Consider the following 23,896-nt stretch of genomic DNA (forward strand, 5'->3'; position numbering starts at 1 on the left):
CGCTTTACTCAACAAAAACAACATGGTTTAAATAGCCTGAATCCATTACACTCAATTGATTCAAAAAGATTGATTAATGACAGTAAAATTCTCAGGTTATCTGCATGTTTAAATGGTTTGAAAGTTTAGTTGACGCTTATCCAGAAAAAGACCTAGATAAACCACTCCCAACCAAATTTTTTCCTTTTGTTTGGCACGCTGCAACGGGTGTAAAACAATATCTAGTAATCTTGGTTTTATGTACTGCCGGAGTAGCAAGCTTTGAAGCATTGCTCTATTCCAAAATTGGTGAACTGGTTAATTGGCTTAGCCAGTCACAGCCTGATACTTTTTTGCAGCAGCATCAAACCAACCTAACAATTCTGAGCTTTATTTTATTTGCCAATATTTTATTTTCATGTTTGCAAACCATTATTAAACATCAAATTCTATACAGTACATTTCCGATGCGTTTGCGCTGGAGATTTCATAATTTATTGTTAAAACAAAGTCTAGATTTTTTCCATAATGATTTTGCAGGACGCCTTTCTGCCAAAGTCATGCAAACTTCACTGGCCGTTCGTGAATTTTGGATTATTCTCGGTGATATGGTTGCCTATGTATTTATCTATCTTATTTCGATCACGATTATTTTAGGGGCCATTTCACCGCTTCTGGTTATTCCTTTAATTCTTTGGTTGGTGCTTTTTATTGTATCTTCGAGTTATTTCATTCCAAAGTTAAGCCAAATCTCCAATGAACAAGCCAATGCTCGTGCCGTAATGACAGGTCGTGTCACCGATGCGTATACCAACATTCAAACGGTTAAACTTTTTGCCCATGCAGGCCGTGAAAGTCGTTATGCCAAAGCATCGATGAAAGAATTTATGGTCACGGTCTATAAGCAAATGCGTTTGGGGGCTAAATACAACATTGCCACAAATTTTCTGATTATTGTGCTCTATGGTGGCGTACTCGGAACTGCAATTTGGCTGTGGATGAATGGACAAGCAGAACTCGGCGTGATTGCTGCCGCAACCGCGATGATCTTAAAACTCAGCAGTATTTCTGAGTTTATGATGTGGCAAACTTCGGCGTTATTTGAAAATGTCGGTACCATTCAAGATGGCATGAAAACCATGGGCCGTCCAATTCAAATCCAAGATAAAGAAAATGCACAGAATTTGGTGGTCAATCATGGTGAAATCAAATTTGAAGATGTGAGCTTTGCCTATAACGATAAAAATGTGATTGATCATTTTAATCTCACCATCCGCCCCGGTGAAAAAATTGGGATCGTTGGCCGTTCAGGTGCGGGTAAATCGACACTCATTCAACTCCTTCTACATTTTTATGAAATCAACCAAGGTCATATTTCGATTGATGGCCAAAATATAGAAGATATAACCCAAGACAGCTTAAGAAAAAGTATCGCTTTGGTGACTCAAGATACGTCACTACTACACCGTACTGTTGAAGAAAATATTAAATATGGTCGCCCAGATGCAACCGATGAAGAAATGTATAGCGCCGTACGTAAAGCCAAAGCGGATGAATTTATTCCTCAACTGATTGATTTACGAGGACAACGTGGTTATGACGCATTTGTCGGTGAGCGTGGTGTCAAACTTTCAGGTGGCCAACGTCAACGTATTGCCATTGCGCGAGTATTTTTAAAAGATGCTCCGATTCTAATTTTGGATGAGGCAACCAGTGCGTTAGATTCTGAGGTTGAAGCGGCAATTCAATCAAGTTTGGATGATTTAATGCAAGATAAAACAGTCATTGCCATTGCTCATCGTCTGTCTACGATTGCTCAAATGGACCGTTTAATTGTCCTAGATCAAGGCCGTATCGCAGAACAAGGTACACATGATGAACTTGTCGCATTAAATGGAATCTATGCTCACCTGTGGCAACGTCAGACAGGTGGATTTTTAATCGAGCAACACAAAAAACAATCAAAGGAGGATTAGTATGCTGTATTTGGAAGACCTTAAAGTTGGGGATCGTTTTATCAGCCGCGAATATGAAATGACTGTTGAAGAAATTAAACAGTTCGCACATGCTTACGATCCTCAGGAATTTCATACAGATGAAGACAAGGCCCCAGAACATCCAGTGTTTAAAGGTTTGGCTGCAAGTGGTTGGCATACCGCAGCGGTCACCATGCGCCTTTGGACAGAATGCTTCCCGGTGGCTTATGGTTTAATTGGTTCTGAATCCAGCCTGCGTTGGCCACGCCCCACGCGTCCGGGCGATAAACTTCATGCTGAAGTTGAAATTGCAGCCATTACGCCATCAAAAAGTAAAAATGACCGTGCCATTGTCAGTTATGTGACGCAAGCACTCAATCAACATGGCGATGTCCTTTTTATGTCGACCACCAAGATTATTGTGTTTAGTCAGGACTTTAAGCCTGAGTAATCAACATACGATCTACTTTACATCTCCAAAGTAGGTCGTTATAAATAAACGCACATTCAGTTTGTCCAACAATTTTTGTAGGATCAAACTTATTTTCATGACAATATCGTTTTTGAACAAAAGAAAAATCACATTGCAACGGAACGCTATGAAAACAATTCATCCCCGTCAGGATCAGGGTATTCCGGGAGTCTATGGACTACTCCTTTTAGATGTTGTCTCACGATGGGGTTATACTGCTGAAACCTTATTTAGCCCATTTGGACTAAATAGCGAACAACTCGCTGAGCCAGATTTTCGTATTCCAACACCACTTGCCAACCAGCTGATTGAACATGCATTACGTTTAACCGGTGAACCAACTCTTGGCTTTCATCTCGGCAATCAAATGCGTATCTCGATTCATGGCTTTATTGGCTATGCTATTATGACGGCCAAAGACATCACTGATGCCTTAGTCTTGGCTAATCGTTTTATTCAACTGCGAATGCCCTTTTTACAGTTATTTTTTTCAACTTTTGGCAATAAAGCCACCATTCAATTGCAAACTGATGTGACTTTAGAACCGTTACGGACTGAAATTTCGATTGCCCTGATTTTTGGCATGATCAGTATGGGGAAAGCGATTACTGGTGTAGATTATTCTGCCGGTGAAATTGACTTTGATTTTCCACAGCCCGATGGTTTTGAACGTTTTATTGCCAAATATCCACGTCACCACTTTCGATTCGATCAGCCACATTTGTTATTAAGTTTCGATAAACAGTATTTAACCAATAAATTAGTACATGCCGACCCGATTGCCAGTCAAATTGCCATCAATCAATGTGAAGCTGAACTATCAGCGCTTGGTGAGCGTCATCGGATTGCAATGCGTGTACGCGATATTTTGACCCATTCAGAACAGCATTATTTGAGTATTGAAAGTGTCGCAGAACGCCTACACATGTCAGATCGGACACTCAAACGTCAACTTGCGGCTGAAGGAACGTCATTTTCAACCTTAGTAGATGAAGTACGTTATCGTCATGCCACCTCGTTATTGTCTCGGACAGACTTTACTTTAGAACAAATTGCCGATGAGTTGGGTTATAGCGACGTTGCAAATTTTAGTCGCGCGTTTAAACGCTGGAGTGGTCGCAGCCCAAGTAACTGGCGCAAAGATCCGTACTTATAAGTCTTTTGTTTTAAGTAAAAAGCATGTATAACTCATGCCAAAAATGAATTTAATGGATTTAAGGAGTTATCAATGAATCATCCTTCAGATTTGAAGTATGCAAGTACGCATGAGTGGGTACGCATTGAAGGTGAGCTCGTTGTTACGGGTATTTCTGATCATGCACAAGATGCTTTAGGCGATTTGGTTTATGTGGAAGCGCCAGAAGTTGGACAGCATATCACTGCGGGTGAACAAGCAGGTGTGGTTGAATCGGTAAAAACTGCTTCTGATATTCATGCGCCCGTTTCAGGAACTGTGGTAGAAGTAAACCCAGACTTAGAAGATGATCCTGATTTTGTAAATGATGCACCTTATAGCAAAGGTTGGATTTATAAAATCAAACCTGACAATATTGCCGATGTAGAAGCACTTTTAAGTAGTGAGCAATACGAAGCAGGCCTATAATTTCATGTAGGCTTATTGGCTTTAGGAAAAATCAGCCTGTGTGCTGATTTTTTTATTTCCAGAAAATGAAAAATGATAATTTAACCAAATTAAAATACTGAATATTTAAAAAATATAAAACAATTCTCACATTAGTTTACTTTTCTAGTTTTTTAACTAAAATGTACACACTTCGTGCCCCACGTTGAGTTGTCACTTTGGGTTGATATCCAATTTAGTGGTAATGAAAAATCATAAACATAAAACGGAGGCCCTACTTCTGCTCAACTTGGTGTGACATGTCTAATCTCAATACTGAAACGTTATGGAATAAATCATTTATTCTCTGTTTGGCGAATAATTTATTTTTATTCATTTTTTATTTTGCACAAACCACGATTCTGCCTATTTATATTGTCAATGATCTTGGTGGCAGTCTTTCTCAAGCGGGTCTGGCCATGACTTTATTTATGGCGTCGGCAATTGCAGTCCGCCCCTTTAGCGCCCTCATTATTGAGAAAATAGGCACGAAGAAAGCATTATATATTTCTGAAACGATGTTTTGTCTATTTTGTTTGACCTATATCTTTGCAGACAATCTCACCTTGCTCATGATCATCCGTTTTCTTCACGGGATTTGGTTCAGTATTTTAACCACGGTGAACGTGCCGATTGTAAATGCCTTTATTCCTGAAAAACGTAAAGGTGAAGGTATGGGTTATTTTCTTGTATCCATAAACTTAGGCATTGTACTCGGCCCTTTAATTGGCCTGACCCTGATTCAGCACACCAGTTTTGCCAATATCTCCGCTTTATTACTGGCGTGTGTGGTTTTAGGTTTTATATTTTGCCTGATGATCCCCTTACAAAATAAAGCCAAAGAACCAGCACCACTTCAGCCCAAAAAGCTCTCTGTACAGGACTTTATTGAATTTAAGGCAGTCCCCGTTGCGCTGATGGCCATGATGATCTCATTTTGTTATGCCAGCATCATGTCTTTTATTTCTACGTTTGCAGACGCGAAAAATTTACTCAGTTATGCAGGATTATTTTTTGCCGTCTTTGCCGTTTCAATGATGAGTCTGCGCCCCATCACAGGACGTCTTTATGATCGTAAAGGGCCAAGTTATGTGGTTTATCCAGCCCTCATCTTATTCGCAGCGGGTTTATTGGTCTTAAGTCAGATCAATTCCCTCACTGGTTTTATGATTGCAGCCGTATTCATTGGGATGGGATTTGGTTCCGTACAACCCTGTTTACAAACCATTTCGATTCAGCGCTCACCTAAACATCGTATTGGGCATGCCACCTCAACCTATTTCACCTGTTACGATTTAGGTATTGCTATCGGTTCTCTGGTCCTAGGTCTGGTTATTTCTGGTTATGACTATAGTACGGCTTATATACTGTGTGCAGTTTTAGTCCTGATCAGTTTGATTTATTATCATTTTGTGGTGGCTCAACAAAAAACGGCATAATTTTGGGGAAATCCGATTAGCGTATTCATCATTAAAAAAGGCTTACATCAGTAAGCCTTTTTTGGGAACGAAATTTTCACTGTAAATTATTCGGTAATCTCTTCAACTTCCGCTTCAGCTTTTTTCTCTTCAACCATACTCAAACCCTGAGATGATGCTGTGGTAACGTTAGAATTTGCTCTTGGGCTTTTTAGTTTAATCTGTAAACGCAGCTCATTGGTTGAGTCTGCATTACGCAGTGCCTCCTCATAAGAGATTGCCTCATCGTTATACAAATCAAATAAAGCTTGGTCAAACGTTTGCATACCTAATTCACGTGACTTCGCCATGATTGCTTTTAACTCATGGAAATCACCTTTTAAAATCAGATCAGATATCAAAGGAGTATTCAGCATAATCTCAACTGCGGCACGACGTCCTTTGCCATCTTCAGTACGAATCAAACGCTGTGAAATAATCGCCTTCATATTCGACGATAAATCCATCAACAACTGGTTGCGGCGCTCTTCTGGGAAGAAATTAATAATACGGTCTAAAGTTTGGTTGGCATTGTTTGAATGCAGTGTGCCTAGACATAAATGCCCTGTTTCGGCAAAGGCGATGGCATGTTCCATGGTTTCGGTATCACGGATTTCACCAATCAAAATCACATCCGGTGCCTGACGTAAGGTATTTTTCAAAGCATTGTGCCAAGAGTGACAATCCACCCCGACTTCACGATGAGTAATCATGGATTTTTTATGCTTGTGCACATATTCCACAGGATCTTCTACAGTAATAATATGCCCTGCACTATGTTCATTACGATAGTCAATCATGGCTGCTAAAGAGGTCGATTTACCTGAACCCGTGCCACCAACCACCAAGACCAGCCCACGCTTTTCCATGATCACATGCTTCAATGACTCAGGTAATCTTAGTTTTTCAAAATTTGGAATCTCTGCGGTGATGGTACGAATAACCATGCCCACATGCAGTTGTTGCTGAAACACATTGACTCGAAAACGCGAAACATTGGGTACACTAATGGCGAAATTACATTCCAGCTCAGTTTCAAACTCTTTGCGTTGTTTTTCATTCATCAAACTATAAGCAAAGAGTTTGGTTTTTTCAGCATCTAAAGTCTGTTGCCCAAATGGCTTCATCAATCCCTGATGTTTAATACTTGGTGGAAAATCTGCTGTAATAAATAAATCCGAACCACCGTATTCGACCACTTTGGTCAACATGTGAAACATAAAACGGCGCGCTTCTTCGAGCAGATCAGCGGTATACATAACTTTCCCCAAATTCAAAATATTTCAACCGTTGTATATGGCTTAATTATGTTTTTGCAATATACAAGGTTAGAGTTTATTGTGCATAAAAATCACAGTTGCCTCAAACTTAAAGTGCTGAATTATTGAAGAATATTAAAATTAAATGTGCGCTATTTCATGTTTTAAGTATACTTTTGCGTATTCAAAACAGTATTGGGTAAAATCAAAATAAGATGAGATAACTAAAAAGCCTCAACCATTATTTTCAATATGGTGAGGCTTTTTAAATCAAACTATTTGTATTGGAGCTTACGCACTGCGTTTAATATTTTCAGCGCGTAAATCATCGGTAATTTGCTGAATTAAAGCTTCAGTTTTCTCCCAACCCAAACAACCATCCGTTACCGACTGACCGTAAGCCATATCGCCAGAAATTTTCTGTGCACCATCGACTAAATGACTTTCGAGCATCACGCCACGAACTTGAGTCTCCATACGCTGTTGGACAATGGTACGTAACACTTCAGGCTGTTTCATTGGATCTTTATGGCTATTGCCATGACTACAGTCAATGACCAACGCAGGCAGTTCGCCTTTAACCTTGGCTTTGATTTTTTCAATTTCAGCGACATCATAGTTCGGGCTAGTATTTGAGCCACGCAAAATTAAATGCGCCTTTGGATTACCTTTCGATGAAAGAATACTTGGTAAACCACTTTGACTCATGCCCATGAATTGATGTGCATTTGAAGCTGATTGAATCGCATCTAATGCGATTTGAATCGAACCGTCCGTGCCATTTTTGAAGCCAATGCAGTATGGCATGTGGCTAGAAATTTCACGGTGAATTTGGGATTCACTGGTTCGTGCGCCAATCGCACCCCACGCCAGTAAATCGTCGAAGTAAGCAGTAGCCATTGGGCTTAAAATTTCTGAAGCAATCGGCAAACCCATTTCAATAATTTGTAAGTATAATTCGCGCGATTTTTCTAAACCTAGCTGCATATCTGCTGACCCATCCAGATTTGGGTCATACATGAAACCTTTCCAGCCAACGGTAGTGCGCGGTTTTTCAATATATGCACGCATAACAAGGAAAATTTGGTCAGACACTTGCGCCTGTAATTGTTTAATTTTTTCAGCGTATTCAAGTGCAGATTGAGGATCATGAATCGAACAAGGACCTGTAATCACCATTAAACGTGAATCGGTGCCCGCTAAAATATTTTGAATCGTTGTTCTGTGTACTGCAATTTGTGCAGCCAAATGTGCTGACAATGGTAATTGCTGTTTAAGTTCATGTGGCAAACTTAAAGTGGTTTCACTCGCGTGAAGATTTTTAGATTGTGTTTGTTGTAAAGCAGTATTTAGCGCATTCATTGGCTTATTTCCTCTGGACTGTTTTCTTGCAGTCTGAACTTTTATTTGAGCGTTATGGGACTTTGGGACTTCAGGGCTTTAGACATAAACTGACTAAAGTAAAACCAATAACCATTGCTAAAATATGAATTGCGTAATGTATACATGAAAATTCTCCTAAAAAATTATAAAAATCAAGGCATAAAAAAACCTGATCAGGGTTGCCGATCAGGTATAAACTTGGTGGGCAACCATTTTTCTTGCCCGAACGCGTTCAGGCAATTATCTAAACTGCCAGAAATAATAATAAGCGTTTGCGATCAATGGTTGCTTTAACATCTTGATATCATCAAAAAGTAAATGTCTGAAAATTAAAATACGCTGTATTTCTCACTTTGACAATAGTTTTTTTAGTTTTGTTTTTTATTTTTACAATTGGAATGATTGTATAAATCTCGAACCTCACTTTAAACCAATTTATTCACATATTGATTAAATATTCACCTTTATTTAAACTGAAGCCAGTCCAAATACCTCTCTACCTTTTTCTTTTGAGTATCTGCCCATGGAGTAAGCGCTGTTTCATCATCAAAATCATTTCTGTTTAATTTTTGATGTGTAAAATAGCGCCTTTTCTTCATCTATTTAAAATACTTAGATTTTCTCTATAAATTAATCCAATATTTAATCGCTATTTTGCGCATGCATCTTATATGAGGCGCATTTATGACGCAATTAACCACTCCTCCATCGACATATATCTCTGCCTGCAACATCCACCAGCTGAGTTTAGAATTTCCCAATAAGACCATGTTCTGCGAACTGCCATTTAATTTAGTGCAGCGGCAAATTTCAGCCTGCATCGGATTCATGGTGAAACCATTGCTGATGCATTTGGCGTTGCTCCACTGCATCAAGCTTTTGAGCGGATTGACGCTGGCAGCGCAAGTTTTGAAGATTTTGATTTGGTTGAAAATCACTGGCACCTGCCCGCGCAGTGGCAAGCTCAATTAAACCATGCTCAACTGCCGCGGGATTTAAACTTTCCTACCGCATTACTCAGTGAAGGCCAGAAAACAAAACTGGCCTTATGCGCTTTATTTTTAAAGCCTGATCATTACTTAAAGCAGAACCCCGCACTTGGGCGGGGGTCTGTATCCAATCTGCAGGCTTTAAAGATGAGGCGTTCTTATTCAAAAACTTACCGATCAATTTATCCATCTGAAATGCGGTCTGCGAGCTGGAAGCTTTGCAAACCGGCATTTAAAAGTTAAATGTGCTCGCCAGCACCGATTGCACACGCTGTTTGGCTTTCATCGCATAGTGCTTGGTTTCCGCTTTCCAGTCATTTGGCAATGAATACTTGGCAATACGCACCCAAACACTGCCAAACTGTTTCATGAAGCTGGCTTCATTGTAGTGAATGCCATATTCGGCGCACAATGCGCGGATTCTTGGTGCAGCTTCCGCATAGCGGTTCGCCGGCATATCTGGGAATAAATGATGCTCAATTTGATGACTTAAATTGCCGCTTAGAATATGCAACCACTGCGTTCCGCTGAAATTGCTGGAACCGCGGATTTGGCGTAAATACCATTCTGCACGGCTTTCATTGTCGATATTGTCCATCTCAAAATTTTCAGCATCTTCAGTAAAGTGACCATTAAAAATCACGGCAGACGCCCATAAGCTGCGGATCACATTAGCTATGGCATTGCCGGTAAAGACTGGAATCATATTTGGCCCAGCAATGAGCGGAAAAAATACATAATCTTTAAGAATTTGACGCTGCATTTTTTTGCGTACTGGCTCTGCATCTTTCCATACTTGCGCCCAAGTTTTGGTTTTATAGGCAATCACATCTTCGATATGCAGGTTTTGTACACTCACATACCATTCAAAAAACAGCATCAGCTGCGCCGCCAATGGAAGGTTGAATAAAAAGCGTGGTTCCCATTTTTGTGCATCACTCACCCGAATCAGACCATAACCCACATCATGATCCATACCGACAATATTGGTATAGGTGTGGTGAATATAATTATGCGTATATTTCCAGTCAGGGCCTGTCGCCATAGTATCCCAGTCATAATTGACGCCATTCAGGCTCGGATCATTCAGCCAGTCAAACTGGCCGTGCATGACGTTATGGCCCAATTCCATATTTTCCACGATTTTAGAGAGGCCTAACAGGCCTGTGCCTAACAACCATACTGGCGGCAGCCAACCTGCGAACATCAGCATGCCGCGTGAAGCAATTTCACTATAGCGGACAAAGTTGCGGATTTTATAAATATATTGCGCATCTTTTTCGCACAAGCTGTCCATAATTTCACGGCGGATGACTTCAACTTTTGCGCCAAACTCTTCAATTTGGTCTGAGCTTAGATATTGAGATTTACTGTTCACATTAAAATTGACGGGCTTATTCATTTATTTTTCTCCCCTTTAGCATCTATTTAAATGGTTTATAGATTAATGGTGACTGGACTGATGGCTTGCGAAATGCACAGCTTGATCTGTGAATTGCTTTGGCTGTTGATTTCGCCCGTCAGCATATTTTTAACCGAGCCATTGATTTTGGTGCATGAGCAGGTATTGCAAATGCCCATGCGGCAACCATGTGCTGGCCTTAAGCCTGCTTGCTCAGCGCTTTCCAGCAAATTGCTTTTGGCTTGGAACTCCTGCTGCGCGAGTAAAAATTTCACCGGCTGCTCCGCAAGCGTTTCATCAATGGTCAATTGAAAATATTCAGTATGCAGCTGTTCAGTTAATTCCAGCGCTTGATAGATCTTCTGTGCGCTTTGCATCATGGCCGATGCGCCGCAGGCATAGCATTCGCGCTGCTGGAAATTTTCAACCAATTTTCTGAGCAGTTCTTGCGTTAAGTGCTGCTTCCGCTGCGCCGTATTGATCAGATGCAATTTAAATTGCGGATATTGCTCCGCCAAGGCTTTCAGTTCAGCGGCATAAGCATTGTCACGGCTAAAATAAAGCAAATCGACCGGTTTGGAATGATTGAGCAAATGGCTGTTCAATAATGCATAAATTGCGCTAATGCCGCTGCCTGAGGCAATCAGCAAACTCGCACGTGCAGAAGGCTGTAAAACAAAATCGCCCTGAGGCTGCGAAATTTCGACAATTGAATTTACAGGTAACGCTGTTAATGCATTGGAAACAAGGCCTTGCTTTTTCACGGCAATGCTCAATAAACCTTGCGGTGAAGCCTGAGCAATCGAATAACTTCGCTGCTGGCGTACACCGCAAATCACCACAGTCACCAATATGCTCTGTCCTGCCTGATAAGTGTACAATTGAAAGTTTTGATTTGGGCGCAATTGCAGCTGAATAAAGTCGGCGCTTAATGGTTTGACATTGATGATTTCAGCTTTAATTTTTTTCCATGCCCAAATTGAGTTGAATTTCTCTGCAATAAAATCAACAAAATCTTCACGAATCCACTCCGGCTTATATTCTGCGCGTATATGCATATGACCCTCGTTTTGACTGGCTTTTAAAATAATATACAAGTGTTCATTATTGTGGTGCCAAGATATGGCATGGTTATTTTATGTTCTATGTCAATACGGGACAGAATCTATCATTTACGGTTTATTTGCATTTCTTGTCAGACAAGCTGGCATATTTTGCCAATCATGAGTTCCAATTCATCTTAGGCAGCAGGAAAAGCTCAAATGATTTAAAAAAACTGCAGTTGTTTATCTGCATGACACGCCCTAGATCGTTCAACGTTGAAGGCATAAAAAAACCAAGCTGAAGCTTGGTTTTTTTATCAACTCTGAGATTAAAAATAATTAATCTTCAAAATGCACCACAGAACGAATAGATTTGCCTTCATGCATTAAATCGAAAGCTTCGTTAATTTTGTCTAAGCCCATGGTATGCGTCACAAATGGTTCCAGTTGAATTTCACCTGTCATCGCTTCTTCCACCATACCCGGCAATTGCGAACGACCTTTTACACCACCAAATGCAGTGCCTTTCCACGTACGGCCTGTCACCAATTGGAATGGGCGAGTAGAGATCTCCTGACCTGCACCTGCGACGCCAATAATTACTGATTGGCCCCAGCCGCGGTGCGCGCATTCCAAAGCCGAACGCATGACATTGGTATTGCCAATACATTCAAATGAATGGTCTACGCCCCAACCGGTCATTTCTACAATCACTTCCTGCACAGGACGATCATGCTCTTTTGGATTCACAAAGTCGGTTGCACCAAATTCTTCAGCAAGCTTGAATTTGTCTGGGTTGGTATCGACTGCAATAATACGGCTGGCTTTGGCTTTTTTCGCGCCTTGTACAACAGCCAAACCAATACCGCCTAAACCAAAGACCGCAACTGTATCGCCTTCCTGAACTTTAGCGGTATTTTTCACAGCACCTAGACCGGTTGTTACGCCACAGCCTAGTAAGCACACATGTTCATGATTGGCTTCAGGGTTAATTTTTGCCAAAGAAACTTCAGCAACAACGGTATATTCAGAGAAGGTTGAACAGCCCATGTAGTGATAAATTGGCTGACCATTATAAGAAAAACGCGTGGTGCCATCAGGCATCAAGCCTTTACCTTGAGTTGCACGTACTGCAACACACAAGTTGGTTTTTCCAGATTTACAGAATAGGCATTCACCGCATTCCGCCGTATATAAAGGAATCACGTGATCACCCGGCTGAACGCTGGTTACACCTTCACCGACTTCAACCACAACGCCTGCGCCTTCATGGCCCAACACGGCTGGAAATACACCTTCTGGATCATCACCAGACAACGTAAATGCATCGGTATGACATACACCAGTATGACTGATTTTAACCAGTACTTCTCCGGCTTTTGGCGGCGCCACATCAATTTCGACAATTTCTAAAGGTTGGCCTGGCCCAAATGCGACAGCTGCACGAGATTTCATTGAGTAAACATCCTTTGTTGGCAAGTTTAACAGATGATCTACAGTAACCGCTTTTTATTGCATGATTCAACCTTTAACATGATGATAATATGAGCTTATAACTTTTTTGCTTCCGCCATAATAAATATGCAGATACATTCGTCGATACCAACAGTTTCATTTTCTTTAATGTTTCTGATGCTTACGGGGTGCAGTTTACCAATGAATACATCAAAGCCTGAATTACCCATTCAACCGCATTCGAAGCATTGGTTAAATGACAGCAATGTTGATGTTCAGTTGACCAAAGGACTAACAGGTTATCTGGCGCTAGATGATGCATTTATCAGTATTGCATCGCGTGTGCATTTAATCCGTTCAGCACAGCACAATATCGACCTGCAATATTATATTTGGAAAGATGATTATATTGGCCATATGATGCTGCATGAGCTGCTCAAAGCAGCAGACCGTGGCGTAAAAGTGCGGCTTTTAATTGATGACCAAAATGGTATACAGCTTGATGATGCGCTGAAAACCCTTGCTGTGCATCCTAACTTCGAAATTAAGTTATTTAATCCTTATAAATTTCGAAAATTAAGAGTTATCGATTATGCGTTTCGCATGAAAAATATTAATCATCGCATGCACAATAAACTGATTATTGCCGATGGTACGATTGCAGTGACTGGTGGGCGCAATATCAGCCGTGAATATTTTGATGCCAGTGAAAGTTTCCAATTTACTGATTTAGATATTCTTTTTTATGGTAATGCGGTAAACCATGCCAATGAGGTATTTCTGGACTTCTGGAATGATGATTTAAGTTATGATGTGCGGCAATTATTGGGCAACGGTTCTAAAGAAAGTTTGGTGCAGTTAAATCAACACTATGAACAAGATGCCATTCAAAAAAATAATGTCGAAAATAAAATTGAATATGCACAGCAGCAATTAAATGAAAATCTAAAACAGCGTAAATTTAACTGGGCACCCGCACACTTTGTTGCCGACAGTCCGAATAAGATCCGCAGTAATGCCAGCAAGGAACAGTTGATTTATCGGCAAATGGTTCACTTTATGGGCGTGCCGAAACAGCATTTGGAACTGGTATCGGCCTATTTTGTCCCGACACAGCGCGGCACAGACTATTTAACTCGATTAACCAAAAATAATATCAAAGTCCGTGTACTCACCAACTCTTTAGCGGCCAATGATGTGGCGTTGGTGCATGCGTTTTATCAAAAATATCGTCATGATTTACTGAAAAATGGCGTTCAGCTTTATGAGTTTAAGCCCTATATCGAGCGTAAAAAAAGAACTTGGTATGAAATAGCAACCGGTAGTGTCATTCCAGCAAAAGGTAAAAATGCGTCCAGTCTGCATGCTAAATTTTTTGATATAGACGGTATGGTCTTTATTGGTTCATTTAATTTTGATCCTCGATCGGCAAATTTAAATACAGAAGTTGGATTGGTGGTCAAATCAGAACAGCTGCAAAATCAAATTTCTAAAACATTAGATCAGTATTTGCCACACGTCGCGTATGAATTAAAGCTCGATCAAAATGATCAAATCATCTGGCTCGACCATCAACCTGATGGCTCTATCCATGAATTAAAAGTTGATCCGAACACAACCAAATTCCAGCGTTTTGCTATGCATACCGTGTCTTACTTACCAGTTGAATGGATGATGTAATTCATTTGCAATTACATTTTCTATTCTTAGTACGATTCATTAAACATAATTAAAGCTGATTAGCAGCTTTAATTATGTTTTGAATTGGGTTCAATTTGGAATTTAAATTAGATTCCATCCATTTTAGTTATCATTCGCCTATTATTTAGACATAAAAAAGATCAATACATGTAAAGGTTTTACAGCACTTTTCCATTGCTTTAAAATTATCAGCGCAACACATCTCCTTTATTTATGCTTCGTGATCTCCCCTAATGCAATTTTTTGATTTAAGCCGCCAGTTCAATTTAAGTGATATTTTAACCCCATTTAAGACTTTAGAAGACTTAGACGCTCAGGAATGGATCCTATCCAAAGTCCGTGTTGAACATGATTGTTTAAGTGATCATGAGCTGATTGAAGGTCAAGCTGTTCTTAAATCGAATCAAAATATTCAGATTGAACTGGAGTGGCTGATTCAAGACACAGGACATGAACTCCAAGTCTTGTTTAAAGGCATTGAAACAGCTGCTACGACTGAAACCTTCGTCATGGTTAAAGGTGCTCAACTGATTGATGCGGATCAGCAAAAGCTGTCGTCTCAAGCGCTGAGTTTGTGGATTGATGGAACTTTACTGCCTTTGATGCCAAATATCCGTAAGGAAATCAAAGCTCGTTTAAACCTATGGGACTATGTCGAATATGATGGCTAAGGCTTAGTGCTGCTGTGTTTTCCTCTTAGTTTCATTGTTAAGGTATAAATATCTAAAATTTATTCGATTCTACCTCAATCATTTTAAATATGACCAATACTCTCTTAAAGTAAGCCTATTTCTTTAAATAATTGTGCATAAGCTTCGGCTTTTTTCTCTAGCGCCAAAGGGTAAGCGCGTGATGAAGATGGCATTCGATATAAGGTTAAATCTCGGTCGGCAAAGGTTGCATGTGCAGAATGTCCAATTTTAGGTTTTTCTGCATCTTCAGGCATCGACAGCATTAAGGTATCCGTCGCTTTATCGCCAGTGGTCATAATACTGCGACAATCTGGCATTTGCGCTAACAGTTTGGCGATATTCGTTCGTTGATGAATCTGTAAAAATTTATCTGATGCATTGCCTTTCAGCCGAATTACTTGATAAGCAGTATCAAAAAAACCAATACCTTTTTCATTCAAAAAATCTCGAATCAACTGTTCTTTGAACGTTTTACTGTCCACATTGAGAAAATAGTTTTTATCCTGAAAAAAACAAATTCCAAAAATTTTCCACATGTCATTTTGATAATTGGGATAATAAAATTCCATTTTCCAGCGTGCTTTTGGTGGCGGAAAACTGCCCATGATCAGTAATTTACCATTCTGAGGCAAAAATGGCTGAAAGGGATGCGTTTCAATCTCACCAAGATGATCGACTGCGTTTTGAGTAGGTTCTAATTCAAGTTTTTTCATTCTTAAAATTGTACTTTTTTGAGTGATCAAAATTGCTGACGGATCAGATTTGCAGCTGTTTTACCCCAAATCTGATAAATTTCTTTACTTGGATGAAAACCATCAGCAGCCATGTCTAAATTTAACGCTTGATATTTTTGCAAATCATATTCGATCCACTGCATATTGCTGCGGGTATGTACCAATTGAGCCAATTTCACATTCATTTGTTTGGCATATTGTCCAAAAAGCCAGCTTAAAGGATTCGGCAGCGCTGGGAACAGATGCATAGGCGGAACACCTGCTGCTATCACCAATGTAGGACTAAATTTCTGTTGAATCAAGTGATATAAATCCTGCTGCTGCTTTATCCATTGCTTTGCAGACATTAGTTTGGTGACATCATTCACACCCACTGATGTCAGCACGACATCATAATGATGATTTCCTAATGTGTGAACGTTCTGAATTATTTGACTCGTTCCATCACCAGTTTTGGCATGCAGTTTCCAATCAATTGCATAATCCATTTTCAATTCGTCAATAACTGCACCGAGTAAGGCATCCTGCTGGGTTTCTACACCGACACCTGCCGCTGCGGAATCACCCAGAATTAAAATTGAGAGTGGTTTACCCATACCCGTGTGCCCTTCACGCTGCCCTTTCGGTTCTAGCAAGCGTGGCGTATTCTTTTTGATGCGATAGCCTTGAACGATTAAAGCCGGAATTAATATGATCGTGACCGCTTTTAACAACATAATTAGAAATCTTAAATTTTTAGATGAGTTTTAAAGAAATATAGCTGATTACTTAACTCTTCAGTACACCAAAAACCTTAAAGAATGGAATTTTACAGGTATTTTTACGTGCTGATATTTTTATAATTTAGTTATATAGCTCACTGCATTTGAATGATCGACTGAATCTTATTCGTATTTTCAATATTCAAAATTTTTAGTATTCAAATTTCACTTAAAACAGGATCAAAAAATTTAAAAGCCCCGATTGGGAGCTTTTTAATAAACTAAATGATCAAAGACCTTAACCTAATTTATTGACAATTTTAAGTGGCAATACTTTCATCGCGAGACCTAAAGGTAACCATGGCCATTTGGGTACATAAGCTTTAATTGGTGCTTTTTCAATTTCAGCAGCCAAGAGGTGTGAACCAGTTTTTTCATCTACTTCAAATGGTAATTTTTTGGCACCTTCGTTAATTTCAGTACGAATATAACCCGGGAAAATTGTGGTGACTTTGATTGGCGTATCAATCAATTCTGCTCGAATCCCTTCAGCCAGTGCTGCAACTGCTGCTTTACTTGCACCATAAGCGGTTAAATGCTTCGGCATACCGCGGATCGCACTCATCGAAGAGATCACCACCAAATGACCAGCATTTTGTGCTCGGAAAATTTCAACTGCAGCTTCACACTGTGCTAAAGCTGAAATGAAATTCGTTTCCACCGTTGCGCGGTTAATTTCAAAGTTACCTTTACCAATACGACGACCATTACCAACGCCTGCATTCACAATCACACGATCGATCGAGCCAAAATCTTCTTTAAAAGCACGGAATACTTCAAACACTTGATCGTAATTGGTGACATCCAGTGTTTTGGCAATTACTTGAATGCCATATTGGCTTTCTAACTCTTGTTTTAAACTTTCTAAGCGTTCCAAACGGCGTGCACAAATCGCTAAGTTATAGCCTTTTTGCGCAAATTCACGTGCCATGCCAGCGCCGATCCCTGAACTTGCACCGGTAATTAATATTGTTTTTGCCATGATCTATTTCCTATCTGCATGCTGTACTGTCACATTAAATCCATGTGAGTAAGTTGGGATTTTCCGCTTTAATGAAATGGTGCTCATTTAAGCTTAATAATTGCGGCTCATTTGCGACTAAACGCAGCGTGGTAATACTGGTGTTGGCAATCGCCCAGTTTAAGGCAAAAGTTTTTTCAGGACTTAATCCCAAAATTTTACCTGCTGCGACTGAAATCACGCCGCCCGAAGTAAAGACCACTGCATAACGTGGTTTGGTTTTTGCCAAATCATTACAGAGTTTTTGCAAAGCGGTTTCAACGCGGTTTTTAAAGGTGGGCCAAGACTCTTCATATTCATGGTGATAATCACCACCTGTCCAGCGACCGATTGCACCTTCAAAAATTTTGGCTAAATATGCACGCGGGTTTTCCTCTTTTGCCACATCTTGTTTGAGCAAATGTGGTTCATTAAAACGCGGCTCATATTGTGCAAACACTTGCTGATGATTAAATTCATTCCAACTGCTGTCAGTGACGATTTCAGCTTCAGGGAAACATTCAGTTAAAGCAATATTGGCGGTTTGCTGATGGCGCTGCATCGAACCTGCCACTACATGAGGCGCTTCTTTGAGAATATCATCGAAATATTGCCCTAAAACTTTCGCCTGTAACTCTCCATTTGGAGAAAGCTTGTCGTAGCTTTCTGCCCCAAAGGATGCTTGTCCATGACGAATCAGATAAATGGTGGTCATTTTCCTAAAATTTCCTTCATTTTCTCAATGTATTTTTGAGCAACTTCATTGGCTTCTATTTTTTGTAGTCCAATCAGTTTTAAAGCACGAATATGTAAGGCATGAATCACAATCCAAAAATCTTTAAAGGCAGGATTATTGGTTTGTTTGTGGTAGAAACGGTAATAAATCTGCTGTGCAATCACGGCTAAACGGAAAATACCAAACACTTCATAAAATGCCCAGTTGTCGGTGTGAATTCCCATTTTTTCTAAATAATAATCAACCACTTGTTTACGTGTGAACATACCTTTTAAATTGGTCGGCTGACGACGAGTCGCTTTAAAAATAGCACTGTCTGAGTCTTCGACCCAATAAGCCAAAGCTGAACCCAAATCCATTAAAGGATCACCCAAAGTCGCCATTTCCCAATCCAATACACCAATCACTTCAGTTGGGTTTTCAGGGTTTAAAATGACATTATCAAAACGCCAATCGTTATGAATTACACAGGTTTTACTGTCTTCAGGAATGTTATCTTGCAGCCAATGACGCACGTATTTAAATGAAGGCACATTAATAGTTTTGGCTTTTTCATAGCGCGCATCCCAACCTTCAACTTGGCGGCGGCAATAACCTTCACCTTTGCCAATTTTCTCAAGGCTCGTACCTTCATACGGAACTTGATGCAGATCAATCAGTTTATCAATCACGTTAATGCACAATTCATGCACTTGAATTTCATTGAAATTCAGCTCTTTAGGTAAATTAGCACGGGGAATAATGCCTTCTACGCGTTTCATCACATAAAAGTCACAACCAATGACCGACTCATCCTGACAAAGAGCAACCATTTCAGGTAAAACAGGATAAAACTCTGATAAGGCTTTTTGAACATTATATTCGCGCGCCATGTCATGTGCAGATTTGGCTTTGGTGCCTTTGGGTGGGCGGCGTAGGATTAAATCAGCATTGTCATACTTTAAACGATAGGTCCAGTTTGATGCTCCGCCCGAATACTGTGTGACTTCTACAGGTCCAGAAATATCTACCCCATTTTCAATCAACCAGTTTCCGACTGCGACCACATCTAACTCTTCGCCTTCGCGAACTGAACCACCTACATCAATCACTGACATGCTGTTATTCCTAATACCCAAAACTTTTACGTTTATTTAACTGAAGCGCGATTTAAATTTTAATCCCGCTTTTTTATAGCATGACCAGCCACCGCTCGTCATGCTATTGAGACAATAAGCTTACTTTTTATGACGTGAACGATAACCACGTTTTGCCAGTTCTAATTTTGCAATCATGCCTTTATGCACTTCATCAGGGCCATCTGCCAAACGTAATGAACGTGCTTGAGCAAAGAAACCGGTTAATGGTGTATCACGCGATACGCCTGCACCGCCATGGATTTGGATCGCCATATCCACCACTTTTTCAAGCACGCTTGGCGCAACCACTTTAATAGCAGAAATTTCAGTTAAAGCCGCCATATTACCTAAAGTATCCATTTTATAGGCAGCATATAAAGTCAACAAACGGGCCTGGTCAATGGCAACGCGCGCTTCTGCTACACGTTCTAGATTGCCGCCGAGTTTTAAAATTTCTTTACCAAATGCGGTACGACTCATACCACGATCAATCATCAGTTCTAATGATTTTTCTGCCGCACCAATACAGCGCATACAATGGTGAATACGGCCTGGGCCTAAACGACCTTGGGCAATTTCAAAACCTTGCCCTGCACCGCCAATAAAGTTTGCAACCGGTACACGCACATTGGTAAAGCTGATTTCACCATGACCATGTGGTGCATCATAGTCACCAAATACAGGGAGCATACGTTCAATTTGAACGCCCGCAGTTTCAACTGGGACTAAAACCATCGAGTGTTGATGATGACGGTCTTTGCTTTCATCTGGGGTATGCGCCATAAAAATGATGATTTTTGCGTTAGGATCCCCTAAACCTGACGACCACCATTTACGACCATTGAGGACGATTTCATCACCATCTACAACCGCTGTTGCTTCCATATTGGTGGCATCCGATGACGCCACCGCAGGTTCAGTCATACAAAATACAGAACGGATTTTGCCTTCAAGTAGTGGCGTTAACCACTGCTGTTTTTGTTCTTCGGTACCATAACGCCAAATCACTTCCATATTTCCGCTGTCAGGCGCATTACAGTTAAAGACAGTTGGTGCAAGTAAACTACGACCGGATAATTCGGCAATATGTGCATATTCTTGCACAGATAAACCTTGCCCTAAGGTGTCACAAGGCAGGAACATATTCCAAAGCCCAGCTGCTTTTGCTTTGGCTTTTAAAAGCTCAAGCTGTGCAGGCCATTGCCATTTTGTCCAGTCGCCACCTTGATTCAGCTCATGCACTTCGGCCCAAAATTCAGGTTCAATCGGTTCAATTTCGTCTGTAATAAATTTTTTAGTTCTTTCGATATAATCTTGTGCACGTGCTGATAATTCAAACATGGCCACTTCCCTCAAAAATATTCTGTGCTTTGGTCTTTACAACACCATAACGTGAAAACTAATATGAACAAAATGATTTAATTCAATATTTAAAAATGAATACTATTCATAAAAGCACTGTGCTCGATATGGGGATTTTTCACCGTATTGATATCAATTTATATCCTCTTTTTGTTTCCGTCTATGAACAGAAAAGTATTTCCAAAGCCGCACAAATTTTGTGTATTACCCAATCTGCGGCAAGTCATGCGTTGCAGCGTTTAAGACAACATTTGCAGGATGATTTGTTTGTGCGAGCTGGGGCAAAAATGCTACCAACGCCCTTTGCAGAACAAATTTATCCGGTGATCAAAAATGCATTAATTGCAATTCAAAGTATTTCTGTCCAAAAACAGCAATTTGAACCTGCAATGGTGCAAACCTTAAAAATTGCCGTACATGATGAAATTGAACCGATCATTTTTCCCAAATTGGTCGAGCATTTTCAGAATAGTCATTTAGACATTCAATTTTTTAGTATCAAACTTGATCGTAAAAGCATTGTGGCAGATCTTGCTGCGCAGCAAATTGATTTTGTGATTGATTTAGAACAAAACTTTGGAGATAAAATTTCCTATCAATCTTTGGTTCAGGATCATTTTGTGGTCTGTAGCCAACATCCACAGATGGATCAAGAAACGTATTTTTCTTCCCCACATATTGGGGTTTCGTCACGCCGTACAGGGGTTTTAGTTGAGGATATTTATTTAAATCGTAAAAAGTTATCGCGTCAGATATTTTTACGTTGTCAGCATTACTCTACCGCTTTGCAAATTTTAAATCAGCAAACTGAAGCAATTTTAACAATTCCTAAAAATATATTAGCGCACCTTCAAGTTGCAGAATCTCTAAATATTTTTGAAGTGCCTGTTGAGTTACCAAATATTAATTTGGGGATGTATTGGCATAATGATTTGGAGGGGAATTTAAGACATGTTTTTTTGCGAAGCGAAATTTCTAAAATTTTTGCTTAGGCTATTTTGACAGATAAACAATAGACACGCTTAGGCTATTTGTGTTGAGATATTGAGAATTGTGCGATTATTTTTATAGCAAATGTTATGTATATCCAGCTTTGGTGCGTGATCGTCGTTTTATTCAACAGTCAAATTATTCGCATTCTTATAAGATATACACATCTCATTTTGCTTTTTGATATGTATTTATTCATATCACATTTTTATGTTTTCAAATCTTCCTGCAAGTTGGCTAATTGGGCTTGGCGCATTGCTTTGCCTAATCGCGCTCTATGTGATTGTTAAAATTCTTCGTTTTCTGAATGATTTTTTTAGACCCTTTAAGAAAGGTAAATCCTATCTTTGTCGTGTTTCTGCGATTAGTGATGGTGACACCCTCACCTGCTACCGTATGAATTTAAGACGTTCTGAAACCAAACTGCGTTTCGCCTATGTGGATGCACCTGAGTCGAGTCAAGCCTATGGCAAAGAATCGGCTCGCCTGATTAAATCGATGGTGTATAAAAAATTCATTCGGGTACAAATTACCGATGTAGACCGCTATGGTCGCTGTGTTGGGGTGATTTATCGTTATCGCAAAAGTATGAATGAGGAAATGGTGAAACGCGGTGCCGCTTGGGTGTATGAAGAATATATTCGCGATAAAAAGCATCTCAACTATATGATGGCATTACAAAATAAAGCTCGTAAGCAAAAGAAAGGTTTATGGAAAGCTAGCCGTCCAATGCGTCCCAAAGAGTATCGAAAGCTGAATAAATAAAACTCGAAGTAGATTTAAGTGGAAAATTAACCGGTTCAATTTAAATAGGCTATTACTACAAATAGTCTATTTTTTTGTTTAAAGTTTGAACTTTTTTCAGATTTCAATACAATAGCCTTGCTCTTTAGGGCGTACAAAAATAATTTAAATATTAAAACTTTGGAAAAATAATGACCGAAATTACTTCAACAGAACTTAATCCATTTCCAGAAAATTCAAACATTCACACACCAATTGCAAAAACAGATCATCCTTTATCTCCAGAAGGTCGTTTTGGTCGTCTGTCCTATTTGGCGTGGATGTTTATCATTGGCATGATGTATACCTGTGCTTTAGGAATTACTGTCGTCATAGGTTTGCTTGCTGTTTTCACTTCACCTGAGCGCAGTATTGACGCTTTATTCAATTCAGCACTGGGTATTTCAGCAATTGTCTGCATGATCGTATCTGTCATCGCCATGTTCGTTGCAACAGTTTGCATTACCATTCGTCGTTTACATGACTTAAATAAAAGCGGCTGGCTGTGTCTTATTTTCTTTATTCCTTTAGTCGGCACGATTTTTGGTCTGTATGTAATGGCGGCAAAAGGAACGGCTGGTGACAATAAATTTGGTGCAAAACGTCCGACAGAACAAACAGAGAAAGTCATTGGTTCACTTAACCTCGTTCTGATTGTGCTGTATTTATTGGTCATGATCCCAACGCTGATGAGTTATCAAAAAGTTCTAAGTCAGATGAGCCAAATACAAAGCGAAGAACAAGTCATGATGAATGAAGGTGAAGCTGAAATGAGCGATGAACAACTTGCAGCTTACTTACAACAAGTTGAAGCTGATGTTGATGCGAAATTAGTAGAAGATGCATCTAACATCCAAGCAATTGATGAAGCGATTGCCGCTGCTAAAGCATCGATTGAAAACTAATTACTCATTTTTCTCAAATGAAACCAGTGCTCGCACTGGTTTTTTTATGGCTCTCACCAATGGTCTGAAAGTATTTAG

General features: G+C 39.9%; 22 protein-coding genes. 11 read left to right on the plus strand and 11 right to left on the minus strand.

Annotated elements, in window-relative coordinates; translation table 11 throughout:
* The first annotated feature begins 104 nt into the window (after positions 1-104).
* The 5 genes from ACN6OV_RS01605 (at position 105) to ACN6OV_RS01625 (ending at position 5,487) form a co-directional block, all read left to right on the plus strand.
* Positions 105-1,955, plus strand: coding sequence for an ABC transporter ATP-binding protein (locus tag ACN6OV_RS01605; RefSeq protein ID WP_427949074.1), 1,851 nt, complete (start codon positions 105-107; stop codon positions 1,953-1,955).
* Between the two features lies 1 nt (position 1,956).
* Positions 1,957-2,406, plus strand: a complete 450-nt coding sequence (locus ACN6OV_RS01610) for a MaoC family dehydratase (RefSeq protein ID WP_427949077.1) — start codon at positions 1,957-1,959, stop codon at positions 2,404-2,406.
* Between the two features lie 148 nt (positions 2,407-2,554).
* Positions 2,555-3,583 (plus strand): AraC family transcriptional regulator ligand-binding domain-containing protein, encoded by a 1,029-nt coding sequence (locus ACN6OV_RS01615; RefSeq protein WP_427949079.1) that lies wholly within the window; start codon positions 2,555-2,557, stop codon positions 3,581-3,583.
* A gap of 72 nt (positions 3,584-3,655) precedes the next feature.
* The gene (gcvH, locus tag ACN6OV_RS01620; RefSeq protein ID WP_427949081.1) at positions 3,656-4,030 is read left to right on the plus strand and encodes a glycine cleavage system protein GcvH; all 375 of its coding nucleotides are present in this window, start codon (positions 3,656-3,658) and stop codon (positions 4,028-4,030) included.
* 278 nt (positions 4,031-4,308) lie between these two features.
* A complete protein-coding gene (locus ACN6OV_RS01625; RefSeq protein ID WP_427949083.1) occupies positions 4,309-5,487 on the plus strand; it encodes an MFS transporter in 1,179 nt (392 codons plus the stop codon).
* An 86-nt stretch (positions 5,488-5,573) separates the two neighbouring features.
* Here ACN6OV_RS01625 and ACN6OV_RS01630 read toward each other — a convergent pair whose 3' ends face one another.
* Entirely contained in the window at positions 5,574-6,764 is a 1,191-nt protein-coding gene (locus ACN6OV_RS01630) for a PilT/PilU family type 4a pilus ATPase (RefSeq protein ID WP_427949085.1), read from the minus strand.
* 291 nt (positions 6,765-7,055) lie between these two features.
* Positions 7,056-8,126, minus strand: a complete 1,071-nt coding sequence (locus ACN6OV_RS01635; RefSeq protein ID WP_427949087.1) for a 3-deoxy-7-phosphoheptulonate synthase — start codon at positions 8,124-8,126, stop codon at positions 7,056-7,058.
* A 705-nt stretch (positions 8,127-8,831) separates the two neighbouring features.
* Between ACN6OV_RS01635 and ACN6OV_RS01640 the strand changes: the two genes are divergently transcribed.
* On the plus strand, positions 8,832-9,119 hold the full coding sequence (locus tag ACN6OV_RS01640; protein WP_427949088.1) for a hypothetical protein: 288 nt from the start codon (positions 8,832-8,834) through the stop codon (positions 9,117-9,119).
* Positions 9,120-9,368: 249 nt separating this feature from the next.
* Here the strand turns inward: ACN6OV_RS01640 and ACN6OV_RS01645 are convergent, their stop codons facing one another.
* The 3 genes from ACN6OV_RS01645 to ACN6OV_RS01655 all read right to left on the minus strand — a co-directional run bounded on the left by ACN6OV_RS01645 (position 9,369) and on the right by ACN6OV_RS01655 (position 13,036).
* On the minus strand, positions 9,369-10,538 hold the full coding sequence (locus ACN6OV_RS01645) for a fatty acid desaturase family protein (protein WP_427949090.1): 1,170 nt from the start codon (positions 10,536-10,538) through the stop codon (positions 9,369-9,371).
* Between the two features lie 35 nt (positions 10,539-10,573).
* Entirely contained in the window at positions 10,574-11,596 is a 1,023-nt protein-coding gene (locus tag ACN6OV_RS01650) for a ferredoxin reductase (protein WP_427949092.1), read from the minus strand.
* A 324-nt stretch (positions 11,597-11,920) separates the two neighbouring features.
* Positions 11,921-13,036 (minus strand): S-(hydroxymethyl)glutathione dehydrogenase/class III alcohol dehydrogenase, encoded by a 1,116-nt coding sequence (locus tag ACN6OV_RS01655; RefSeq protein WP_427949094.1) that lies wholly within the window; start codon positions 13,034-13,036, stop codon positions 11,921-11,923.
* A gap of 126 nt (positions 13,037-13,162) precedes the next feature.
* Between ACN6OV_RS01655 and ACN6OV_RS01660 the strand changes: the two genes are divergently transcribed.
* Positions 13,163-14,716, plus strand: a complete 1,554-nt coding sequence (locus tag ACN6OV_RS01660; protein ID WP_427949096.1) for a phospholipase D family protein — start codon at positions 13,163-13,165, stop codon at positions 14,714-14,716.
* 254 nt (positions 14,717-14,970) lie between these two features.
* A complete protein-coding gene (locus ACN6OV_RS01665) occupies positions 14,971-15,408 on the plus strand; it encodes a hypothetical protein (protein WP_427949097.1) in 438 nt (145 codons plus the stop codon).
* A gap of 104 nt (positions 15,409-15,512) precedes the next feature.
* Here the strand turns inward: ACN6OV_RS01665 and ACN6OV_RS01670 are convergent, their stop codons facing one another.
* The 6 genes from ACN6OV_RS01670 to ACN6OV_RS01695 all read right to left on the minus strand — a co-directional run bounded on the left by ACN6OV_RS01670 (position 15,513) and on the right by ACN6OV_RS01695 (position 21,119).
* A complete protein-coding gene (locus tag ACN6OV_RS01670; RefSeq protein ID WP_427949099.1) occupies positions 15,513-16,142 on the minus strand; it encodes a uracil-DNA glycosylase family protein in 630 nt (209 codons plus the stop codon).
* 26 nt (positions 16,143-16,168) lie between these two features.
* Positions 16,169-16,879, minus strand: coding sequence for an SGNH/GDSL hydrolase family protein (locus ACN6OV_RS01675; protein ID WP_427949101.1), 711 nt, complete (start codon positions 16,877-16,879; stop codon positions 16,169-16,171).
* Positions 16,880-17,162: 283 nt separating this feature from the next.
* A complete protein-coding gene (locus ACN6OV_RS01680; protein WP_427949103.1) occupies positions 17,163-17,906 on the minus strand; it encodes an SDR family oxidoreductase in 744 nt (247 codons plus the stop codon).
* A gap of 34 nt (positions 17,907-17,940) precedes the next feature.
* Positions 17,941-18,639 (minus strand): histidine phosphatase family protein, encoded by a 699-nt coding sequence (locus ACN6OV_RS01685; protein ID WP_427949105.1) that lies wholly within the window; start codon positions 18,637-18,639, stop codon positions 17,941-17,943.
* Complete coding sequence (locus ACN6OV_RS01690) at positions 18,636-19,757, minus strand: phosphotransferase family protein (RefSeq protein ID WP_427949107.1); 1,122 nt, start codon at positions 19,755-19,757, stop codon at positions 18,636-18,638. Before ACN6OV_RS01690 ends, ACN6OV_RS01685 begins: the two co-directional genes overlap by 4 nt.
* A gap of 120 nt (positions 19,758-19,877) precedes the next feature.
* Positions 19,878-21,119, minus strand: a complete 1,242-nt coding sequence (locus ACN6OV_RS01695) for an acyl-CoA dehydrogenase family protein (protein ID WP_427949108.1) — start codon at positions 21,117-21,119, stop codon at positions 19,878-19,880.
* Positions 21,120-21,214: 95 nt separating this feature from the next.
* Between ACN6OV_RS01695 and ACN6OV_RS01700 the strand changes: the two genes are divergently transcribed.
* From ACN6OV_RS01700 to ACN6OV_RS01710, 3 genes are all read left to right on the plus strand, one after another.
* Positions 21,215-22,132 carry a LysR family transcriptional regulator gene (locus tag ACN6OV_RS01700; RefSeq protein ID WP_427949110.1) on the plus strand — a complete coding sequence of 306 codons (918 nt, stop codon included), beginning with the start codon at positions 21,215-21,217 and terminating at the stop codon, positions 22,130-22,132.
* 208 nt (positions 22,133-22,340) lie between these two features.
* Entirely contained in the window at positions 22,341-22,895 is a 555-nt protein-coding gene (locus tag ACN6OV_RS01705; protein WP_427949112.1) for a thermonuclease family protein, read from the plus strand.
* A 170-nt stretch (positions 22,896-23,065) separates the two neighbouring features.
* Entirely contained in the window at positions 23,066-23,818 is a 753-nt protein-coding gene (locus ACN6OV_RS01710; RefSeq protein ID WP_427949114.1) for a DUF805 domain-containing protein, read from the plus strand.
* Positions 23,819-23,896: the final 78 nt, after the last annotated feature.

The sequence above is a fragment of the Acinetobacter sp. genome, assembly GCF_050285345.1.
In the GTDB taxonomy this organism is placed as follows: Bacteria; Pseudomonadota; Gammaproteobacteria; order Pseudomonadales; family Moraxellaceae; genus Acinetobacter.

Excerpts from the sequence above, each read along its gene's own strand:
- ACN6OV_RS01630 (WP_427949085.1), bottom strand. The coding sequence starts at position 6,764 with ATGTATACCGCTGATCTGCTCGAAGAAGCGCGCCGTTTTATGTTTCAC.
- ACN6OV_RS01660 (WP_427949096.1), top strand. The coding sequence starts at position 13,163 with ATGCAGATACATTCGTCGATACCAACAGTTTCATTTTCTTTAATGTTT.
- ACN6OV_RS01625 (WP_427949083.1), top strand. The coding sequence starts at position 4,309 with ATGTCTAATCTCAATACTGAAACGTTATGGAATAAATCATTTATTCTC.
- ACN6OV_RS01705 (WP_427949112.1), top strand. The coding sequence starts at position 22,341 with ATGTTTTCAAATCTTCCTGCAAGTTGGCTAATTGGGCTTGGCGCATTG.
- ACN6OV_RS01690 (WP_427949107.1), bottom strand. The coding sequence starts at position 19,757 with ATGTCAGTGATTGATGTAGGTGGTTCAGTTCGCGAAGGCGAAGAGTTA.
- ACN6OV_RS01685 (WP_427949105.1), bottom strand. The coding sequence starts at position 18,639 with ATGACCACCATTTATCTGATTCGTCATGGACAAGCATCCTTTGGGGCA.
- gcvH (WP_427949081.1), top strand. The coding sequence starts at position 3,656 with ATGAATCATCCTTCAGATTTGAAGTATGCAAGTACGCATGAGTGGGTA.
- ACN6OV_RS01700 (WP_427949110.1), top strand. The coding sequence starts at position 21,215 with ATGAATACTATTCATAAAAGCACTGTGCTCGATATGGGGATTTTTCAC.
- ACN6OV_RS01615 (WP_427949079.1), top strand. The coding sequence starts at position 2,555 with ATGAAAACAATTCATCCCCGTCAGGATCAGGGTATTCCGGGAGTCTAT.
- ACN6OV_RS01695 (WP_427949108.1), bottom strand. The coding sequence starts at position 21,119 with ATGTTTGAATTATCAGCACGTGCACAAGATTATATCGAAAGAACTAAA.
- ACN6OV_RS01675 (WP_427949101.1), bottom strand. The coding sequence starts at position 16,879 with ATGTTGTTAAAAGCGGTCACGATCATATTAATTCCGGCTTTAATCGTT.
- ACN6OV_RS01640 (WP_427949088.1), top strand. The coding sequence starts at position 8,832 with ATGACGCAATTAACCACTCCTCCATCGACATATATCTCTGCCTGCAAC.
- ACN6OV_RS01650 (WP_427949092.1), bottom strand. The coding sequence starts at position 11,596 with ATGCATATACGCGCAGAATATAAGCCGGAGTGGATTCGTGAAGATTTT.
- ACN6OV_RS01670 (WP_427949099.1), bottom strand. The coding sequence starts at position 16,142 with ATGAAAAAACTTGAATTAGAACCTACTCAAAACGCAGTCGATCATCTT.
- ACN6OV_RS01680 (WP_427949103.1), bottom strand. The coding sequence starts at position 17,906 with ATGGCAAAAACAATATTAATTACCGGTGCAAGTTCAGGGATCGGCGCT.
- ACN6OV_RS01645 (WP_427949090.1), bottom strand. The coding sequence starts at position 10,538 with ATGAATAAGCCCGTCAATTTTAATGTGAACAGTAAATCTCAATATCTA.
- ACN6OV_RS01605 (WP_427949074.1), top strand. The coding sequence starts at position 105 with ATGTTTAAATGGTTTGAAAGTTTAGTTGACGCTTATCCAGAAAAAGAC.
- ACN6OV_RS01610 (WP_427949077.1), top strand. The coding sequence starts at position 1,957 with ATGCTGTATTTGGAAGACCTTAAAGTTGGGGATCGTTTTATCAGCCGC.
- ACN6OV_RS01665 (WP_427949097.1), top strand. The coding sequence starts at position 14,971 with ATGCAATTTTTTGATTTAAGCCGCCAGTTCAATTTAAGTGATATTTTA.
- ACN6OV_RS01710 (WP_427949114.1), top strand. The coding sequence starts at position 23,066 with ATGACCGAAATTACTTCAACAGAACTTAATCCATTTCCAGAAAATTCA.
- ACN6OV_RS01655 (WP_427949094.1), bottom strand. The coding sequence starts at position 13,036 with ATGAAATCTCGTGCAGCTGTCGCATTTGGGCCAGGCCAACCTTTAGAA.
- ACN6OV_RS01635 (WP_427949087.1), bottom strand. The coding sequence starts at position 8,126 with ATGAATGCGCTAAATACTGCTTTACAACAAACACAATCTAAAAATCTT.